This is a genomic window from Streptomyces sp. NBC_00322 (genome assembly GCF_036147535.1).
In the GTDB taxonomy this organism is placed as follows: domain Bacteria; phylum Actinomycetota; class Actinomycetes; order Streptomycetales; family Streptomycetaceae; genus Streptomyces.
Genome location: NZ_CP108019.1, coordinates 7,062,728 through 7,081,208 on the forward strand (window position 1 = coordinate 7,062,728; position 18,481 = coordinate 7,081,208).

Below are 18,481 nucleotides of genomic sequence, written 5' to 3' on the forward strand. Positions count from 1 at the left end.
TGTCGCGTCGGGCCGTTCAGCGGTAGCTGTTGCGGCGCCGCATCCGCCACCAGCTCAGACCCAGCGCGACGAGCAGCACGCCCACGCCCGCTGCGACCGCGGAGGCGATCAGCGTGTTGTCGGTGAATGCGCTGCTTGAGGAGGCGGACGAAGCACCCCCGCTGAGCAGATTGCCCTGGGCGTCCTTGGCGGCGCCCTCCTTGGCGAGCGGGCCGCGCGAGCCCTCCGTCGGCAGCGCGAGATACGGGAAGGTGCCGCCGAACTTCTGGTCGTTCTCGTTGACCGCGTCGCCCAAGTCGTTCTTCGAGCCGACCAGTTCGCCCTCGACGACCTGCAGCGCGATGTCCAGGACGTCGTCGCTCAGACGCCGGCCGTTGGGGAATCCGGCGTTGTCGCCGTCCAGCACACCCAGCCTCTTGGGCTCGGCGGTCGGCGCGATGGAGGTGTTGAGCCGCAGGGCCTCCGCGGGCTTCACGTGCGGCGGCTTGTTGACCTTGTCGACGCCCGTCAGGAACACCGAGACCAGGTCGTTGCGCGGTTCGGCCGGGGCCTTGATCTTGTAGATGCCCTCGATCAGCTTCGGCAGTTCGGGCTGGGTGACGAACTGGAGGAAGTCACCGTCGTTCCACGGGTGGGACGCGTTGAACTTGTCCTTGTCCTTCACGGGTATGACGACCTCGTTGACCAGCGGCATACCGAGCCGGGACACCTGCGCCCAGTGACCGCTCGCGCTCTTGCGCTGGGTGGTGGACCAGATGCCGACGATCGGCTGCTTCTCCGACTGCCGGATGTACGCGGTCGGCACCTGCAGGGCGACGGAGTTGACGCTGTAGCCCTTGAGCGTGTCATTGCCGACCTCGGAGAGGTTCCCGCCGTAGAGCAGGTCGAAGACGCGCAGGTCGGCGAAGAAGGGGTCGTCCGCCTGACCGGCGAACGCCGTTGATCCGCCCGCGAGTTTCTGCACGGCCTGGTCACGCAGGGCCTGATAGTCGGGCATGGACGCCTTGCCCACGTTCGACGGTGCCACCGGCAGATCGTCCGCGACCTTCGTGGAGTGCATCACATGCTGGTTCTTCAGCCTCAGCAGATCGATGTCGTACGTCTGCGTGATGTTGAGGTCCGGGTCGTCGATGGTGGTGACGGGACCGGTGTTGTACAGGAACGTATTGCCGTTCTTGACGTGGTTCTTGAAGGTCCACCGGTAGATCAGGTCGCCCTGGGCGTCACCGTCGCTGTCGATGTGGATGTCGTACTGGGCGTCGTCGGCGAACTTGTAGAAGTTCGGCCCGCCGCCCGGTTCCTCGAACGGCAGCACGTTGGCGACGATCGTGGTGGTGTCGGGCTTGTCGGGGCTGACGAACGCGTACAGGTCCGTGTTGTCGTACTGCGGCTGCCCGGAGATCAGCGGTGCCTCCCGGTGGCTGGAAGCCTTGGCCGTGCCCGGCTCGACCCCGGTCACGCCGGAGGCCACGAGCGCCCCGGCCCCCAGCGCCACGCAGGTAAGAGCGGCGAGCCTCCTGGGCCCCCGCCCGCTGCTGCTCATTGCGGTCATCGAATCCGTCCTTCGCGAGTGCTGGTTCTGCTCCGATGCCAGCCATTCGGTGCGGAGAGCGGAACGGATTGGTCGCCAGTCCGAGAAGTTTTGTCGATGTGCTGTCCCAAGTCGCCCTGGAATCACATGGATTCGGTGAGTAGTCGTCAACTCACGTACGGGTGTGGTGAATCCTGCGGGCGGGATACACGAGTGTGTCGGCGGGGCGATAGGGTTAACCTGCCCGGGCCGGGTGCCCTCGTACGGGTGGGGAGTGACATGGAACAGATAGCAATGCGCAGCAGGGCGCGTGTCCCTGCGATCACATGTGGGAGCAGTGCGACCAGCACGCGTCTCGACCGACATCTCTCGGTGCTGGGCGGTCCCGCCGTCCCGCAGGGCGAGGCGGCCGAGGCGACATCGCTGATGCTCGAGCTCACCTCGCGTGATGTCGCGCACACCCGCAAGAGCAAGAGTGAGCGGCTCTCGCTCTTCGCGCCGCTCAAGCGGCTGCGTCGCTCACTCTTCGGCAGCCGCCGCTAGGTCCTGTCCGGCCGATCTTGCCGGGCTCGCGTGCCCTGGCACGGCACCTCGCTGCGTTGTCGTCAGTCGCCTACGCTCCGCGTGGGCTCCATCCTCCGCCTTGCGATGCACCACGCCAGACCCCGCTCCCTGATCCGGCCTGATCGACCGGACAGGGCCTAGGCGCCCCTCCCTCCGCTTCACCCGTGTACGCGAACGCGCTCAGGCGATCACACCGTCCCGGCGCAGCGCCGCTGTCCCGGCATCAGTCATCCCCAGGGCCCTCAGCAGCGCGTCGGTGTGCTCGCCGAGCGCGGGAACAGCACCCATCCGGGCCTCGTCCCCGCCCGGCAGGACGATCGGCGGAAGCAGAGCCCTCAGCGGCCCCGCCGGTGAGTCCACGTCCCGCCACCGGTCGCGCGCCGCGAGCTGCGGATGCGCGGCCAGGTCGCTCACGCTGTTGAGCCGCGCGCACGCGATGCCCGCCGCCTCCAGCCTGTCGATCGCCTCGTCGCGGCTCAGGGACGACAGGCCGTCGGCCACCACCGCGTCGGTCTTCTCCCTGTTCGTCGTGCGGGCCCTGTTGGTCGCGAAGACCGGATCGTCCGCCAGTTCGGGCCGGCCGAGTACCTGCTCGGCCAGCCGACGCCACTCCCGGTCGTTCTGTACGGACAGCAGAACCTGGCCGCCGTCCGCCGTCGCATAGGCGTCGTACGGAGAAATGACGGCGTGCGCCACCCCGGTGCGCGCCGGGGCCTCGCCCCCATGCATCCCGTGGTGCAGCGGATGCCCCATCCACTCGGCCAGCGAGTCCAGCATCGAGATCTCCACCGGCCCGCCGAGCCCTGTGGTCCCCCGTCGCAGCAGAGCCGCCAGCACCCCCGAGAAGGCGTACATCGCCGCGGCGATGTCGGCCGCCGGAATGCCCGCCTTGACGGGGTGCTCGGCGGTCCCGGTCACCGAGACCAGGCCCGCCTCGCACTGCACGAGCATGTCGTAGGCGCGCTTGTGGGCGTACGGTCCCTCCGCGCCGTATCCGGAGATGTCCACGGCGACGAGCCGCGGGTGTGCGGCGCAGAGGGTGGCGGCGTCCAGACCGAGCCTGGCCGCCGCTCCCTGGGCGAGGTTCTGCACGAACACATCGGCGCCCGCGAGGAGTTGACGCGCGATGTCGAGGCCGCGGGGGTCCTTGAGGTCGACGGCGATGGACTCCTTGCCGCGGTTGCACCAGACGAAATGCGAGGCCAGCCCGCGGGCCGCGGTGTCGTAGCCGCGGGCGAAGTCGCCGCCGTCAGGCCGCTCGATCTTGATGACGCGGGCACCGAGATCGGCCAGCTGGCGCGTGGCGAACGGCGCCGAGACGGCCTGTTCGACGGCGACGACCGTGATGCCGTCGAGGGGGAGGGGCTGATGGTTCATGAGGCCGTGCCTACCGTGTACGTGCCACCTTTGTCATCCCCCGATGGGTGTCACCTGGCGTTTTTCGCGAAACGGCGGACCGCGAGCGGTACGAACAGTGCCAGTGCCCTCATACCAGGGTGAACTGACCCTCCGGGCCCTCTTCGTGGTGGTCGAGCACGGAGGCGGGCCGCCGGGTCGCGGCGGGCGGTGGAAGCACGCCCGGGAGTTCGGTGATCTCCTGCTCCACCTTCAACTCGTCCTGCCTGCTGCGGAGTTCACCCAGCAGGGCCAGGACGGTGATCAGCTCAAGCAGCTCGGAGGTCCACTCCTGCGGCCATACGGCCGGCCGTATCGCCTCCAGCGTCCCGGGTTCGGCCGCTGCGGTGCGGCGCTCGAACCAGAGCTCCAGCACGCGTACGCCGCCGACGTGGAAGTCCCAGGCCTCGGCGGGCACGGGTGAGATGCGGCCGTCGCCCAGGCTGAGCGCCTCCTCCTCGGCGTCGTACGCGATCGCGTCGGGCCGCGCGGGCACGGCGGCCCGCACATACGGCCGCCGTCCGCCGGGCAGCCGGGGGCGCCCGCCGCCCCGCGCCCCGCGCAGCTGGACCCACGTCATCTCTCGCCCCAACTCAGCCCCGGACCTCCACACTTCGGGGTCGGCGGGCAGCGGCACCACGCATCCGGCGGCCGAGGGTTCGGCGGCCGCGACGATCCAGGCCACCAGCTCGTCGGCGTCGACCTCGCGCCCGTAGTGGCTGCCGAGGGCGGCCAGCAGACCCGGCGCGAGATTCGGCTCCCGGCCGCCGGGCCGCCGGTAGAGGGGCCGGATCCGGCCGGGCCGTCCGGCAAGGGAGCGCCCGTCGGGCAGCAGCGCGCAGACGCTGACGGCGGGGCCCGCGGACTGAGCCACCCAGCCGTGCTCCACCACGAACAGCTGCCGCTCGTCGGCCACCCGCCACAGCTCGGGCCTGGCGACGTCGATGAGCCGGTGGTCGGGGATCAGCCACTGCTCGTCGAAGGCCCCGTGCCAGACCCGCACCGGCGCGGGACAGGGTCCGTCCTCGCGCACGAACCTGCCGGTCCCGGTGGTCTGCCCGGGCAGCTGACTGACGGCACTGCGCGGCGTACGCGCCCGGGTGCACCCGAACAACGCGTCCTGCTCGACGCCCTCCGCCCGTACAAGAGCATCCCAGCGCGCCTTGAGAGAAGCGGCATCCGGAGCCATCACCCAGGGTCGCCCCAGCCGCAGGGGTGCTGTGCCCCACGGCATGAGCTCGTCCAGCATCGGCATGCGGAAATGCTAACCGCGGGCCCTGACAGCGCTCACTCCGCGTCGACGGTGACCGAGAACGAGAAACGGTCCCCCCGGTAGCGGATCCGGGCCACGTCCACCACGCGGCCCGCATCGTCGTACGTCACGCCCGTGTAGTGCAGGATCGGGCTCAGCAGCGGCACCTTCAGCAGTTCCGCCGTCTGCGGGTCCGCGAGGCGGGCCTCCACCGTGTCCGTGATGCGGCTGATCCGCACGCCCACCCCGTCCCGCAGCGCCTTCGTCATCGGCCAGCGCTCCAGATCCGCGAGGTCCAGCCGCGCCGCGATGTCCGGACGGACCGCGTTCTCCGCCCAGTTGGTCGGCTCACCGCTCTCGCCGTCGCAGCGCAGGCGCCGGTAGGTCACGACCTCGGCGTCGTCGGGGAAGTGTTCCGCGAGTTCGCCGGGCACCGGCTCGGGGCCGTGCCCCAGGATCGTCGTGCGCTCGCCCGACTGCTGGGCCACGATCGCGTCGATCGAGCCCAGCAGCCGCCTCGGCGCTCCCCGCCGCGCCCCCGGTTCGATGAACGTGCCGCGCCGCCGGTGCCTGCTGATCAGGCCCTCCTCCTCAAGCTCCTTGAGTGCCTGGCGCATCGTGAGCACGCTGACGCCGTAGTGCGCGGCGAGCTGCTCCTCGGTGGGCAGTCGCAGTGACGCCTCGGGCGTTCGGCCCAGTATCGAGGCGCGCAGCGACTGCGAGACCTGGTACCACAGCGGCAGCTTGCGGTTCAGGACCAGCGAATCGGGGGCGAAGGCGGTCACGGCGTACTCCGTACTACGACCGGAAGTGGCGCTCAAGACCCTGCCACACGTCGTCGTACCCCTTCTGCAGATGGCCGGCGTTCGCCGCCTGCCCGGTTGCCGTGACCGGCCAGCGCGTCTCGAACATGAACGCAAGACCGTCGTCGATCTTCTGCGGCTTCAGCTCGGCGGCGCTGGCCTTGTCGAACGTCTCCCGGTCCGGTCCGTGCGCGGACATCATGTTGTGCAGCGAGCCGCCGCCCGGGACAAAGCCCTCCGCCTTGGCGTCGTACGCGCCCTCGATCAGGCCCATGTACTCGCTCATCACATTCCGGTGGAAGTACGGCGGCCGGAAGGTGTCCTCCCCGACCAGCCAGCGCGGCGCGAACACGACGAAGTCCACACCGGCCAGGCCGGGGGTGTCGCTCGGCGAGGTCAGCACGGTGAAGATCGACGGATCCGGGTGGTCGTACGAGATCGTCCCGATCACATTGAAGCGGCGCAGGTCGTAGACGTACGGAACATGGTTGCCGTGCCAGGCCACGACATCCAGTGGCGAGTGGTCGTACGTCGCGGCCCAGAGGTTCCCGCAGAACTTGTTGACGACCTCGACCGGGCCCTCCACGTCCTCGTACGCCGCCACCGGCGCGAGGAAGTCGCGGGCATTGGCCAGGCCGTTCGCGCCGATCGGGCCGAGGTCGGGCAGCTGGAACGGCTGACCGTAGTTCTCACAGACATAGCCGCGGGCGCTCTCGTCGAGCAGCTCGACGCGGAAACGGACGCCACGGGGGATCAGCGCGACCTCGCCGGGGCGGGCCGTGAGCAGCCCGAGCTCTGTGCGGAGCAGCAGGCCGCCCCTCTCGGGCACGATCAGCAGCTCGCCGTCCGCGTCGCTGAACACCCGTTCCGTCATGGAGGAGTTGGTGTGGTACAGGTGCACGGCCATACCCGTGCGCTGGGTCGCGTCACCGTTTCCGCCGAGTGTCCACAGACCGGCCAGCCAGTCCGTCCCGGGCGCGGGATCCGGCAGTGGGTTCCAGCGCAGCCGGTTGGGGTCGGGGACGGTCTCGGTGAAGGGAGCGCTGCGTACGCCGCCGTTGTCGATGCGTACGAAGGCCGGGTGCGCGGCCGAGGGGCGGATGCGGTACAGCCACGAGCGGCGGTTGTGGGCGCGCGGCTCGGTGAACGCACTGCCGCTCAGCTGCTCGGCATACAGCCCCAGCGGGGCGCGCTGCGGTGAATTGCGTCCATGCGGAAGCGCGCCAGGCACGGCCTCCGAGCTGTGTTCATTGCCGAAGCCGGCCAGATGCCCAAGGCCCTCGGCCGTCTTCCGCGCCTGCTCGATGCCGCTCATCGTCCGCTCCCGGTGCTGAAGGAATCCTATGGATAACCGTAGGATTGCGGGACCGCTCCGTCAACGGCAACAGGACGGCATGATGGACCGCGTGTCCCACGCCCACCTCCGACGTACGCCCGTGCAGCAGCGCAGCACCGAGCGGCTCGCCCGGATACTGGACGCCTGTGCCGAACTCCTCGACGAGACCGGTTACGAAGACCTGTCCACCCGGGCGGTGGCTGCCAGGGCCGGGGTTCCCATCGGTTCCGTCTACCGCTTCTTCGGCAACAAGCGTGCTCTGGCCGACGCGCTGGCCCATCGGAATCTGGACAGTTACACCGAACGGATCAGCGGGCGTCTCGCCGGACTCGGGGAGGGGGACTGGCGGGGCGCGCTCGATGCCGTACTGGACGAGTACCTGGCGATGAAGCGGACCGTTCCCGGCTTCGCCCTGATCGACTTCGGCTACCAGATTCCGGTGGGCTCCCCCGTATCCGGCGCGAACCACCAGGTCGCCGACCGCCTCACCGAACTGCTCGCGGCCCATCTGGACCGCCCGGCCGACGCGGAGCTGCGCCTGGCGATCCTGATCTCGGTGGAGGCGGCGGATGCGTTGCTGCAGCTGGCGTTCAGGGTGGAGGCGTCGGGGGACGAGGGGATCGTGGGGGAGACGAGGGAGTTGCTGCGGGCGTATCTGGCGAGGGTGCTGGATTAGGGGGCGGTGCGGTGCGGTTCGGACGGGCTGAAATGTGCGGCAGGGCCGCACAATCCAGCCCCGCCGGCGATTGAGGCGCGGGGAGGTTGGCGGTCCCCCCGGACGGAGTCTGGGGGAGGGCGGGTAGGGGGACAGCGCGGCAGGCAGCCCGCACCACCGCAACCCGGACCGCACCGCCCCCTCCCCACCCTCCATACCGGTCGGTATGCTCGATCGAGACACCGCCGTCGCCCCAGGGAGGGCCCATGCCCCGCACAGCCCCCACCCGTACCGCCCTCCGGATCTGTCCCCTCTGCGAGGCCACCTGCGGGCTGACCCTCACCATCGAGGGCACCCGCGTCACCGGCGCCCGAGGCGATCGTGAGGATGTCTTCAGCAAGGGCTTCATCTGTCCCAAGGGCGCCTCCTTCGGTGAGCTCGACGCCGACCCCGACCGGTTGCGCACCCCCCTCGTGCGCGAGAACGGGGAGCTGCGGGAAGCCACCTGGGACGAGGCCTTCGACCTGGTCGCGGCCCGGATCCGGCCGCTGATCGAGGAGCACGGGGCCAATGCCGTCGGCGTCGTCCTCGGCAATCCGAACGTCCACACCATGGCCGGCGCCCTCTACCCGCCCGTCCTGCTCACCCTGCTGCGCACCCGCAACCTCTTCACCGCCAGCACCCTGGACCAGATGCCCAAGCACGTCTCCAGCGGGCTCCTCTTCGGCAGCGCCGTCGCCATCCCGGTCCCGGACCTGGACCGCACGGACCATCTGCTCCTGCTCGGCGCCAACCCCCTGGACTCCAACGGCAGTCTGTGCACCGCCGCCGACTTCCCCGGCAAGCTCAAGGCGCTGCGCAAGCGCGGCGGCACACTGACCGTCGTCGATCCGCGCCGCACGCGCACCGCGCAGCTGGCCGACCGGCATGTCGCCATCCGGCCCGGGACCGACGCACTGCTGCTCGCCGCCGTCGCCAATGTCCTCTTCGAGGAGAAGCTCACCGACCTCGGCGCGCTCGAAGCGCATGTCGAGCAGGTGGCCGAAGTCCAGGAAGCGGTACAGGAGTTCACGCCCGAGGCGGTCGCCGCCGCCTGTGACATGGACGCCGAGGAGATCCGTACGATCGCCCGCGAGCTCGCCGCCGCGCCCACCGCCGCCGTCTACGGCCGGGTCGGCAGCTCCACCGTCGAGTACGGCACTCTCACCAACTGGCTGGTGGACGTGCTCAATGTGATCACGGGCAATCTCGACCGCCCCGGCGGCGCGCTCTTCCCGCTGTCCGCCACCGATCGCGCTCCCCGCCCCGCCGCCCCCGGCAAGGGCTTCGCGCTCGGCCGCTGGGCGAGCAGGGTCAGCGGACACCCCGAGGCCAAGGGCGAACTGCCCATGGCCGCGCTGGCCGAGGAGATCGACACCCCGGGCGACGGCCGCATCCGCGCGGTCATCTCCATCGCCGCCAACCCGGTGCTCTCCGCCCCTGACGGCGACCGCCTCGACCGCGCGCTGGCCGGGCTCGACTTCATGGTCAGCGTCGATCCGTATCTCAACGAGACGTCCCGGCACGCGGATGTGGTCCTGCCTCCGCCGCCGCCGTCCCAGAGCTCCCACTTCGACTTCGCGTTCAACGCCTTCGCCGTCCGCAACCAGGCCCGCTACACCCCGGCGGTCGTCCCCTTGGAGGAGGGGCGGATGGGTGAGTGCGAGATCCAGGCCCGTCTGGTGCTCGCCGTTGGAGGGATGCACGGCGCGGAGCCGAACGCCGTCGACGACATGGTCATCGAGAACACCCTCACCAAGGCGGGAGCTCCCAAGGAGCTGGCCGAGCAGCTCACCGGCCGCACCGGACCGGAGCGGCGGCTCGACATGATGCTGCGCCTCGGCCCGTACGACCTCACCCTGGACAAGCTCCTGGAGAACCCGCACGGCGTCGACCTCGGCCCGCTCCAGCCGCGCGTTCCGCAGATCCTCAAGACCCGCAGCGGACGCATCGAGCTGCTGCCCGACCCGATCGCCGCCGATCTGCCCAGGCTGCGGCGCGCGCTGGACGAGCGGCCCACCGCCCTCGTGCTCGTCGGCCGCCGCCATCTGCGTTCCAACAACAGCTGGATGCACAACGTCGCGACGCTCAACGGCGGCTCCAACCGCTGCACCCTGCAGATCCATCCCGCCGACGCGGCCCGGCTTGGACTCGAGGACGGCGCCTCCGCCCGTATCACCGCTGAGGGCGGCCAGGTCGAAGCGCCGGTGGAGATCACGGACGCGGTACGGACCGGTGTGGTGAGCCTGCCGCACGGCTGGGGCCACGACCGGCCCGGCACCCGGATGTCGGTGGCGGCGGCGCGCCCCGGAGTCAATGTCAATCAGCTGCTCGACGGCTCACGGCTCGACCCGCTGTCCGGCACCGCCGTGCTCAACGGATTCCCCGTCGAGCTGTCACCGGTGCGATGACCTGGGGTTTTGCTCGTATTGCTCACACGTCAACATCTTGTTAACGGCTCTTGGCGGCACCTAACGTCATCCGAACCGCCGCTCTGGTGGGAGTTCAAGGATGAACGTTAGGTGTCCCCATGCTGACAATCCTCGGCTTCGCCATGATTGCGACCTTCCTGGTCCTGATCATGATGAAGAAGATGTCGCCCATCGCGGCGCTGGTCCTCATCCCCGCACTCTTCTGCGTATTCGTCGGGAAGGGCGCGCACCTCGGTGACTACGTCATCGAAGGCGTCGGGAACCTCGCCCCCACCGCGGCGATGCTGATGTTCGCGATCGTCTATTTCGGCGTGATGATCGACGTCGGTCTCTTCGACCCGATCGTGCGCGGCATTCTGCGCTTCTGCAAGGCGGATCCGCTGCGCGTCGTGGTCGGTACGGCGGTGCTCGCCGCGATCGTCTCCCTCGACGGCGACGGCTCCACCACCTTCATGATCACCGTCTCGGCGATGTATCCGCTCTACAAGCGCCTCAAGATGAGCCTGGTCGTGATGACCGGCGTCGCCGCCATGGCCAACGGCGTGATGAACACCCTCCCCTGGGGCGGCCCCACCGCCCGTGCGGCGACCGCGCTGAAGGTGGATGCGGGCGACATCTTCGTCCCGATGATCCCGGCGCTCGGTGTCGGACTGCTCTTCGTCTTCGTCCTCTCCTATGTGCTGGGCCGGCGCGAGCGCAAGCGCCTGGGTGTCCTCAGCCTCGACGAGGTGCTGGAGCCGGAGACCGAGACGGTCCTGGTCAAGGCGGGCGGCGGCGGGCGAGGCACGTCCACAAGTGCCGGTACCGGTGCGGATGTTCCCCAGCAGGACGACGGCGACGAGGGCTTTCAGGGCCTCGACCCGAACCGCGCGACCCTGCGGCCCAAGCTGTACTGGTTCAACGCGGCGCTCACCGTCGGCCTCCTCACCGCAATGATCATGGAATGGCTGCCGATCCCGGTGCTGTTCCTGCTCGGCGCCGCGCTCGCCCTGACGGTCAACTATCCGAAGATGACGGACCAGAGGGCGCGGATCGCCGCCCATGCCGAGAATGTCTTGAATGTCGCAGGCATGGTCTTCGCCGCCGCCGTCTTCACCGGAGTCCTCACCGGCACCGGGATGGTCAAGCACATGGCCGACTGGCTCGTCGGCGCCATCCCCGAGGGGATGGGCCCGCACATGGCGCTCGTCACCGGCGTCCTGAGCATCCCGCTCACCTACTTCATGTCGAACGACGGTTTCTACTTCGGTGTTCTGCCCGTCCTCGCCGAGGCCGGCTCCGCACACGGCGTCTCCTCGCTGGAGATCGCCCGAGCCTCGCTCACCGGACAGGTCCTGCACATGTCGAGCCCGCTCGTCCCCGCCGTGTACGTCCTCGTCGGCATGGCCAAGGTCGAATTCGGCGACCACACGCGGTTCGTCGTCAAGTGGGCCGCCCTGACGTCGCTGATCGTGCTCGGCGCGGGAATTCTCTTCGGCATCATCTGATGCCTTCCAGGGGCTGACTGCGCCTCGACACCGCCGCCTTCGGCTTCGCCCGGGCGGCGGTGTCGGTGTCGCGGCCCGCCGTCTCCTACCCCTGCGGACGGCTCCGTACAAAAAGCCCAGCCCCAACCTTCGCGCGACTCATTCCCTGACCGGGAGTAGTCGGCTAGTTTCAGGCGTCTCAGTCGCTCCCCTCTTCCTCCCGGCGGAACATATGAGTCGCGCCATCTCCCTGCGCAGTGTCAGCAAGAGGTACGAACGCGCCAATCGCGCCGTCGACCGTTTCTCCCTCGACATCGAGCCGGGAGAGTTCGTGGTGCTGCTCGGCCCTTCGGGCTGCGGAAAGTCGACCGTGCTGCGCATGATCGCGGGCCTCGAGGACATCACCGAGGGGGAGTTGCTGCTGGACGGCGAGTACGCCAACCACATCCCGCCCCGCGAGCGCGCCATGGCGATGGTGTTCCAGAACTTCGCGCTCTACCCGACCATGACGAACCGCGAGAACATCGGCTTCCCGCTGCGGCTGGAGAACCCGCGTGCGGACAGCGGCCCGCAGATCGAGGCCACCGCCCGCATGCTCGGCATCGAGGACGTTCTGGACCGCTACCCCAGCCAGCTCTCCGGCGGCGAACGCCAGCGGGTCGCGATGGGCCGGGCCATCTCCCGACGGCCCTCCGTCTTTCTGATGGACGAGCCGCTGTCCAACCTCGACGCGAAGCTGCGCAACCATCTGCGCGCCGAAATATCCCAGCTCACCTCGGAGCTGGGGGTGACGACCGTGTACGTCACGCACGACCAGGCCGAGGCGATGTCCCTCGGCGACCGGGTCGCGGTGATGCGCGGCGGCGTACTCCAGCAGGTGAGCACCCCGCGCGAGACCTATGCCCTGCCCGCGAACGTCTTCGTCGCCGCGTTCATCGGCACGCCGCGGATCAATCTGCTGCAGGCGGTCGTCTACGCGCCGCTGGACGGCCGGATGTCCATCGATCTCGGCAAACAGCGGCTTCCGCTGCCCGAACCCCTCAGCACCGACCACCAGTTGCTCCGCATCCAGCAGGGCCGGCAGATCATCGTCGGCCTGCGCTCGGAGGCCACGCGGATAGCCCCGCCGAGCCAGGCCCGCCCCGGCGAGGTCGCGCTGACCGGGATCGTCGAGCACATGGAGTACCAGGGCCATGAGGCGCTCGTGCACTTCAACACCGGCTCACAGCCCGCCGTGGTCGCCGACCTCGAGTCGCCCAGGCCGCAGGGCCCCGTCCGCAGGCGCCGGACCCGCAGCGGCCCGAGCGTGCTGACCCGCCTCAGGAAGCGCGCGGTCGCCCACGTCTCGGGGCCCGTGGTGGCCCTGGACGACCCGGAGCCGCGGCCGGGGACCATCACCGCCGAGCGCCCGTCCGTGGCAGCGAGCGATCTGGTGGTGCGAACCGGCCCCGATGTGCGGCTGCGCACCGGCGCGCAGGTGCCGCTGCTCGTCGATCTCGCGCATCTCTATGTCTTCGATCACCACGGCCGCAGAATCTGCCCTGCTCCGATGGACCTCCCGGGCCTGGACGCCTGAGAGGTCCCCGCTACGCTCCAGGTGCCCTGGCGTCCAAAAACTAACACCGCTAGTTTGGGGGTGCGGACGACTGACGGCAGCTTCTGGAGGAGTGCGATGAAGGCTCGCGACGGGATGTACATCGGAGGCCAGTGGCGGCCCGCCCGGGGGCCGGACACGATCGCGGTGGTGAACCCGGCCGACGAGCAGGTCATCGCCCACGTCCCGGCCGGTACGGCACTGGACGTCGACGACGCCGTACGCGCGGCCCGCGAGGCGCTCCCCGGCTGGGCCGCCACCCCGCCCGCCGAACGCGCCGCCCGGATCGCGGCCCTGCGCGATGTGCTCGTGGCCCGCGCGGACGAGATCGCCGAGACCGTCACCGCCGAGCTCGGCGCGCCGCTTCAGCTCTCGCAGACGGTCCACGCGGGCGTGCCGGTCCTGGTCGCCGGTTCGTACGCGGAGCTCGCCGCCTCGTACTCCTTCGAGGAGAAGACCGGGAACTCCACGGTGCTGCTGGAGCCGGTCGGCGTGGTCGGTGCGATCACGCCCTGGAACTACCCGCTGCACCAGGTCGTCGCCAAGGTCGCCCCGGCGCTCGCGGCGGGCTGCACCGTCGTACTCAAGCCCGCCGAGGACACCCCGCTGACCGCGCAGCTCTTCGCCGAGGCCGTCGACGAGGCCGGGCTGCCCGCAGGCGTGTTCAACCTGGTGACGGGTCTCGGCCCGGTCGCCGGGCAGGCACTCGCCGCCCACGAGGACGTCGACCTGGTCTCCTTCACCGGCTCGACCGCGGTCGGCAGGCAGATCGGCGCGACCGCGGGCGGCGCGGTCAAGCGGGTCGCCCTGGAGCTCGGCGGCAAATCCGCCAATGTCATCCTGCCGAGCGCCGACCTGGCCAAGGCCGTCAACGTGGGCATCGCCAACGTCATGTCCAACTCCGGCCAGACGTGCAGCGCATGGACCCGGATGCTGGTCCACAAGGACCAGTACGACGAGGCGGTGGCGCTCGCGAGGGCCGCGGTCGCCAAGTACGTACCGGGCGAGCGGATCGGCCCGCTGGTCAGCGCCAGGCAGCAGCAGCGCGTACGTGGCTACATCGAGAAGGGCGTGGCCGAGGGCGCCCGCCTGGTCGCCGGCGGCCCCGAAGCCCCGCGCGAGACGGGCTACTACGTCAGCCCCACCGTCTTCGCCGATGTCACCCCCGAGATGACCATCGCGCAGGAGGAGATCTTCGGCCCGGTCGTCTCGCTGCTCAAGTACGAGGACGAGGACGACGCCCTCCGTATCGCCAACGGCACCGTGTACGGGCTCGCGGGCGCGGTCTGGGCCGCCGACGAGGCCGAAGCCGTCGCCTTCGCCCGGCGGATGGACACCGGGCAGGTCGACATCAACGGCGGCCGCTTCAACCCCCTTGCGCCCTTCGGCGGTTACAAGCAGTCGGGCGTCGGCCGGGAGCTCGGCCAGCACGGTCTGTCCGAGTACCTCCAGACCAAGTCCCTCCAGTTCTGAGCCGGGAGTCCTACGCATCATGGTCCGCGCCGCCGTACTGCCCGCCGTCGGCTCTCCGCTGGAGATCACAGACATCCACCTGCCCGAACCCGGCCCGGGTCAGGTGCGGGTCCGCCTCGCCGCGGCCGGGGTCTGCCACTCCGACCTGTCCCTGTCCAACGGCACCATGCGGGTGCCGACGCCGTGCGTCCTCGGCCATGAGGGCGCGGGCATTGTCGTCTCCGTCGGCGAGGGGGTCACGCATGTCGCCCCGGGCGACGGCGTCGTCCTCAACTGGGCGCCGTCCTGCGGCAATTGCCACCACTGCTCGATCGGCGAAGTATGGCTGTGCGCCAATGCACTCGCGGGCGCGGCGAACGTCTACGCCCGTACTGGCGATGGCGCGGAGCTGTACCCCGGCCTGAACGTCGCGGCCTTCGCCGAAGAAACCGTCGTCGCCGCGAACTGCGTCCTCCCCGTCCCGGACGGCGTCCCGCTCACCGACGCCGCCCTGCTCGGCTGCGCGGTCCTCACCGGGTACGGCGCGGTCCACCACTCCGCCCGCGTCCGCGAGGGCGAGACGGTCGTCGTCTACGGCGTCGGCGGCGTCGGCCTCGCCACGCTCCAGTCCGCCCGGATCGCGGGCGCGTCGACGATCATCGCGGTCGACGTGTCCGAGGAGAAGGAGTCCCTCGCGCGGGGGGCGGGTGCGACCGAGTACGTTCTCGCCTCCGACACCACCGCGAAGGAGATCCGCAAACTCACGGGCGGCCAGGGCGCGGACGTGGCGATCGAGTGCGTCGGGCGGGCCGCGACGATCCGAACCGCCTGGGAATCCACCCGCCGGGGCGGCCGCACGACGGTCGTCGGCATCGGCGGCAAGGACCAGCAGGTCACCTTCAACGCGCTGGAACTCTTCCACTGGGGCCGCACGCTCTCGGGCTGCGTCTACGGCAACAGCAACCCGGCGGTCGACCTGCCGGTCCTGGCGGAGCATGTGCGCGCGGGGCGGCTGGACCTGGCGGCCCTGGTGACGGACCGGATCGGCCTGGACGGGATCGCGGATGCGTTCGCCAACATGCTGGCGGGCCGGGGCGGGCGTGCGCTGGTGGTCTTTTAGCGTTCCCCACCCCGCCCTCCCCCTACGGCCTGGCGGCCGTGGGAGGTACCCCCATCCCGTAACTGGGGCGCTGTCCCCGGACCCCCGCGCCTCAATCGCCGACGGGGCTGCGTATTCAGCCCGTCCGGCGTTTGAGGACATGCGGCCGAAGGTCGCATACAGGGGTCTGGGGGCTTGCCCCCAGTTACGGGAAGGGGCGGGTAGGGGAAAACCCACCACCTGAGCAAACCGCGGACACCCCCACGCACCGCAGAAACCGCGTCCTCGATTGGATTGAGCCGGTCGCGCATCCCGCCCGTGAGACCCCTATGTGCGGCCGCCCCGTCATCCCCCGCCGGGGCGGCCGCATCCCCCTCACGAGCGAGAAGGGCGGTCTGCTGAGGCTGGCCCAGTTGCGGGAGGCGGCGGATCAGTCCTGACGGCCGCCGGCCTCGGTCGCCCCGGTGTCCGGCGCGCACGTAGCGGTGTCCGCCGGCGCGACCGGGGCATCCGGGGCAACCGGCGCGACCGGGGCATCCGGTGAAGCCGACTTCCGGGCCCGGGAGCGCGAGACGGCCACTCCCGCCAGGCACAGCGCCCCACCCGCCAGCGTGAGTCCGGCCGGCACCTCGTCCAGCGCCAGCCACGACATCAGCACGACCAGCGCGGGCACGGCATAGGTCGTCGCGCCCATCCGCCCCGCGGTCGTACGAGCCAGCGCGTAGGCCCAGGTCGTGAACGCCAGCGCGGTCGGGAAGACGCCCAGGTAGACCATGTTGAGGGTGGCCGACAGCGGAGCCCGTTCCGCCTGGGACACCAGTTGTCCGACGAACGGCAGAGTGGCCACCGCCCCGACCAGGCAGCCGAACGTCGTCACCTGCAGTGCGCTCGCGTGCGCCAGCGCGGGCTTCTGGCCCACCACCCCGCCCGCGTATCCCACCGCCGCCAGCAGGCACAGCAGTACGCCCAGCGTTGAGGCGCTGCCCTCGCCCGACATCGAGAGGCCGACGGTCACCGCCCCCGCGAACGACACCGCCATCCCGGCCAGCAGCCGCGGCGGCAGTGCCTCGCCGAGCAGCCGGGCACCGAGCAGCGCGATGAGAATCGGGCCGATGTTCACGACCATCGCGGCCGTGCCCGCGTCGACCTCCTGCTCACCCCAGTTGAGCACCACCATGTAGACGCCGAACCACAGCAGCCCGGATATGGCGATCCCCGGCCAGGCGGCCCGCGGCGGCAGCCCCTCGCGCCGGACCAGCAGGACGCAGCCGAGGGCGAGCGACCCGGCGAGGAGCCGCCCGAGGGCGAGCGCGCCGGGGGAGTAGGCATCACCGGCGCTGCGGATGGACACAAAGGCGGAGGCCCACAGAACGACGGTGACGCCCGCGGCGGCGAGGGCGGGCCACTGCGCACGGGCGGGGCGCGAGGAGTGCGTCATGCGCCGACCGTACGGCGTCGACTGTTCGGCGTTCACCGCAATATCCCTGGCTCGATGCCGAGCAGCTCGGCCAGCGCCCGCTCGCCGTCCGCGGTCACCTTCACCGCGCGCTCGGACCCGATCCGTACGCACCAGCCCGCATCCAGGGCGTGGCGGCACAGCTCCGCTCCCGCGAGCCCCGCGAGATGTGGTTTGCGCTCGGTCCAGTCCAAACACGACCGTACGAGCGGACGCCGCCCCTTCCGCTCCAGCGTGAGCCCCAACTCGCCGAACCAGGCGATGCCTTGGGCGGTCAGCGCGAAGCCGTTGTCCTGGTGCAGCAGCCCGCGTGCCGTCATGGCCTGGGTGATCGCGATGCCGAGCCGCCCGGCGAGATGGTCGTAACAGGTGCGTCCGCGGGCCATGGCACTGCGTGTGCTCGCCGCCCTCAGCGAGGCGGGGGGCGCGTCCGGGGCGGGTGCGGTGTGCGCGGCCAGCTCCTCGACGAGACGGGCGACGCTCTCGCCCGCGAGCCGCACATACCGGTGGCGCCCCTGGCGCTCCTCGGCGAGCAGTCCGCCCGCGACGAGCTTGCCCAGATGCTCACTGGCGGTCGACGGCGCCACGCGCGCGTGCCGGGCGAGTTCGCCCGCGGTCCAGGCACGGCCGTCCAGCAGCGCGAGACAGAAGGAGGCCCGGGTCTCGTCGGCGAGGAGCGCGGCCAGCGCGGCAAGGTCTCTGGATTGCATGTGTCCAGGATGGCGCCACCACTGTTCGGCGGCCGCCGAACAGTCCCCGTCAGGCGCGCACCAGGGCCTCGTACTGCACGGACAGACCGTCGATGAGCGCGCGCAGGCCCGTCTCGAACGCGCCCTCGTCCACCTTCTGCTGTCGCTCGGCGAGCAGGTGCGCCTGCCCGAGATGCGGATAGTCGGCCGGGTCGTACGCGGACTCGTCGTCGACGAAGCCGCGGGCGAACGAACCGAGCGCCGAGCCGGTGATGAAGTACCGCATCAGGGCGCCGATGTAGGTCGCCTGGGCCGGCGGCCAGCCCGCGCGGACCATTGCGCCGAAGACGGCGTCGGCCACCTTGAGGCCCGCCGGGCGGCGGCCCGGGCCGCGGGCGAGGACCGGCACGGTGTTGGGGTGGTCGGTCAGGGCCGCGCGGTAGGAGACGGCCCAGTCGTGCAGCGCGGTGCGCCAGTCCCGCTCGTCGCCCTCGTCGAACATCGACAGGTCGACCTGGGCGCTGACCGCGTCGGCGACGGCGTCGAGGATCTCGTCCTTGTTGCGGAAGTGGTTGTAGAGGGAGGGGCCGCTGACCCCCAGCTCGGCGGCGAGCCTGCGGGTGGAGACGGCGTCGAGGCCCTCGGCGTCCACGAGCGCGCTCGCCGTCTCGACGATGCGTTCTCGGCTGAGCAGGGGCTTGCGCGGGCGGGCCATGCG

The 18,481-nt window shown here is 70.5% G+C and carries 15 protein-coding genes; 7 read left to right on the forward strand and 8 right to left on the reverse strand.

Annotated features, from left to right (window positions below; translation table 11 throughout):
• Window positions 1–16: 16 nt before the first annotated feature.
• Window positions 17–1,552, reverse strand: coding sequence for a DUF4331 domain-containing protein (locus OG905_RS32240; RefSeq protein ID WP_328679647.1), 1,536 nt, complete (start codon window positions 1,550–1,552; stop codon window positions 17–19).
• Window positions 1,553–1,810: 258 nt separating this feature from the next.
• Here OG905_RS32240 and OG905_RS32245 point away from each other — a divergent pair, with 258 nt between their 5' ends.
• Entirely contained in the window at window positions 1,811–2,074 is a 264-nt protein-coding gene (locus tag OG905_RS32245; protein ID WP_328679649.1) for a hypothetical protein, read from the forward strand.
• Between the two features lie 201 nt (window positions 2,075–2,275).
• Here OG905_RS32245 and OG905_RS32250 read toward each other — a convergent pair whose 3' ends face one another.
• The 4 genes from OG905_RS32250 to hmgA form a co-directional block, all read right to left on the reverse strand.
• Window positions 2,276–3,472 (reverse strand): CaiB/BaiF CoA transferase family protein, encoded by a 1,197-nt coding sequence (locus tag OG905_RS32250; protein WP_328679650.1) that lies wholly within the window; start codon window positions 3,470–3,472, stop codon window positions 2,276–2,278.
• Between the two features lie 109 nt (window positions 3,473–3,581).
• The gene (locus tag OG905_RS32255; RefSeq protein WP_328679652.1) at window positions 3,582–4,745 is read right to left on the reverse strand and encodes a type ISP restriction/modification enzyme; all 1,164 of its coding nucleotides are present in this window, start codon (window positions 4,743–4,745) and stop codon (window positions 3,582–3,584) included.
• A gap of 32 nt (window positions 4,746–4,777) precedes the next feature.
• Complete coding sequence (locus OG905_RS32260; protein WP_328679654.1) at window positions 4,778–5,527, reverse strand: GntR family transcriptional regulator; 750 nt, start codon at window positions 5,525–5,527, stop codon at window positions 4,778–4,780.
• 13 nt (window positions 5,528–5,540) lie between these two features.
• The gene (hmgA, locus tag OG905_RS32265) at window positions 5,541–6,860 is read right to left on the reverse strand and encodes a homogentisate 1,2-dioxygenase (protein ID WP_328679656.1); all 1,320 of its coding nucleotides are present in this window, start codon (window positions 6,858–6,860) and stop codon (window positions 5,541–5,543) included.
• 82 nt (window positions 6,861–6,942) lie between these two features.
• On the opposite strand from hmgA, the gene OG905_RS32270 reads away from it, so the two are divergent.
• From OG905_RS32270 to OG905_RS32295, 6 genes are all read left to right on the forward strand, one after another.
• Complete coding sequence (locus OG905_RS32270; RefSeq protein ID WP_328682724.1) at window positions 6,943–7,557, forward strand: TetR/AcrR family transcriptional regulator; 615 nt, start codon at window positions 6,943–6,945, stop codon at window positions 7,555–7,557.
• A gap of 245 nt (window positions 7,558–7,802) precedes the next feature.
• A complete protein-coding gene (locus OG905_RS32275) occupies window positions 7,803–9,986 on the forward strand; it encodes a molybdopterin oxidoreductase family protein (protein ID WP_328679657.1) in 2,184 nt (727 codons plus the stop codon).
• 119 nt (window positions 9,987–10,105) lie between these two features.
• Window positions 10,106–11,494 carry a CitMHS family transporter gene (locus OG905_RS32280; RefSeq protein ID WP_328679660.1) on the forward strand — a complete coding sequence of 463 codons (1,389 nt, stop codon included), beginning with the start codon at window positions 10,106–10,108 and terminating at the stop codon, window positions 11,492–11,494.
• Between the two features lie 211 nt (window positions 11,495–11,705).
• Window positions 11,706–13,049, forward strand: a complete 1,344-nt coding sequence (locus OG905_RS32285) for an ABC transporter ATP-binding protein (RefSeq protein ID WP_328679663.1) — start codon at window positions 11,706–11,708, stop codon at window positions 13,047–13,049.
• 96 nt (window positions 13,050–13,145) lie between these two features.
• A complete protein-coding gene (locus tag OG905_RS32290) occupies window positions 13,146–14,540 on the forward strand; it encodes an aldehyde dehydrogenase family protein (RefSeq protein ID WP_328679665.1) in 1,395 nt (464 codons plus the stop codon).
• A 19-nt stretch (window positions 14,541–14,559) separates the two neighbouring features.
• A complete protein-coding gene (locus OG905_RS32295) occupies window positions 14,560–15,639 on the forward strand; it encodes a Zn-dependent alcohol dehydrogenase (RefSeq protein ID WP_328679667.1) in 1,080 nt (359 codons plus the stop codon).
• Window positions 15,640–16,048: 409 nt separating this feature from the next.
• Here the strand turns inward: OG905_RS32295 and OG905_RS32300 are convergent, their stop codons facing one another.
• Genes OG905_RS32300 through OG905_RS32310 form a run of 3 tightly spaced genes read right to left on the reverse strand, consistent with a single transcriptional unit; the run spans window position 16,049 to window position 18,478 of the window.
• Window positions 16,049–17,056 carry a DMT family transporter gene (locus OG905_RS32300; protein ID WP_328679670.1) on the reverse strand — a complete coding sequence of 336 codons (1,008 nt, stop codon included), beginning with the start codon at window positions 17,054–17,056 and terminating at the stop codon, window positions 16,049–16,051.
• Between the two features lie 32 nt (window positions 17,057–17,088).
• Window positions 17,089–17,784, reverse strand: a complete 696-nt coding sequence (locus OG905_RS32305; RefSeq protein ID WP_328679673.1) for an ArsR/SmtB family transcription factor — start codon at window positions 17,782–17,784, stop codon at window positions 17,089–17,091.
• Between the two features lie 49 nt (window positions 17,785–17,833).
• On the reverse strand, window positions 17,834–18,478 hold the full coding sequence (locus OG905_RS32310; RefSeq protein WP_328679675.1) for a TetR/AcrR family transcriptional regulator: 645 nt from the start codon (window positions 18,476–18,478) through the stop codon (window positions 17,834–17,836).
• Window positions 18,479–18,481: the final 3 nt, after the last annotated feature.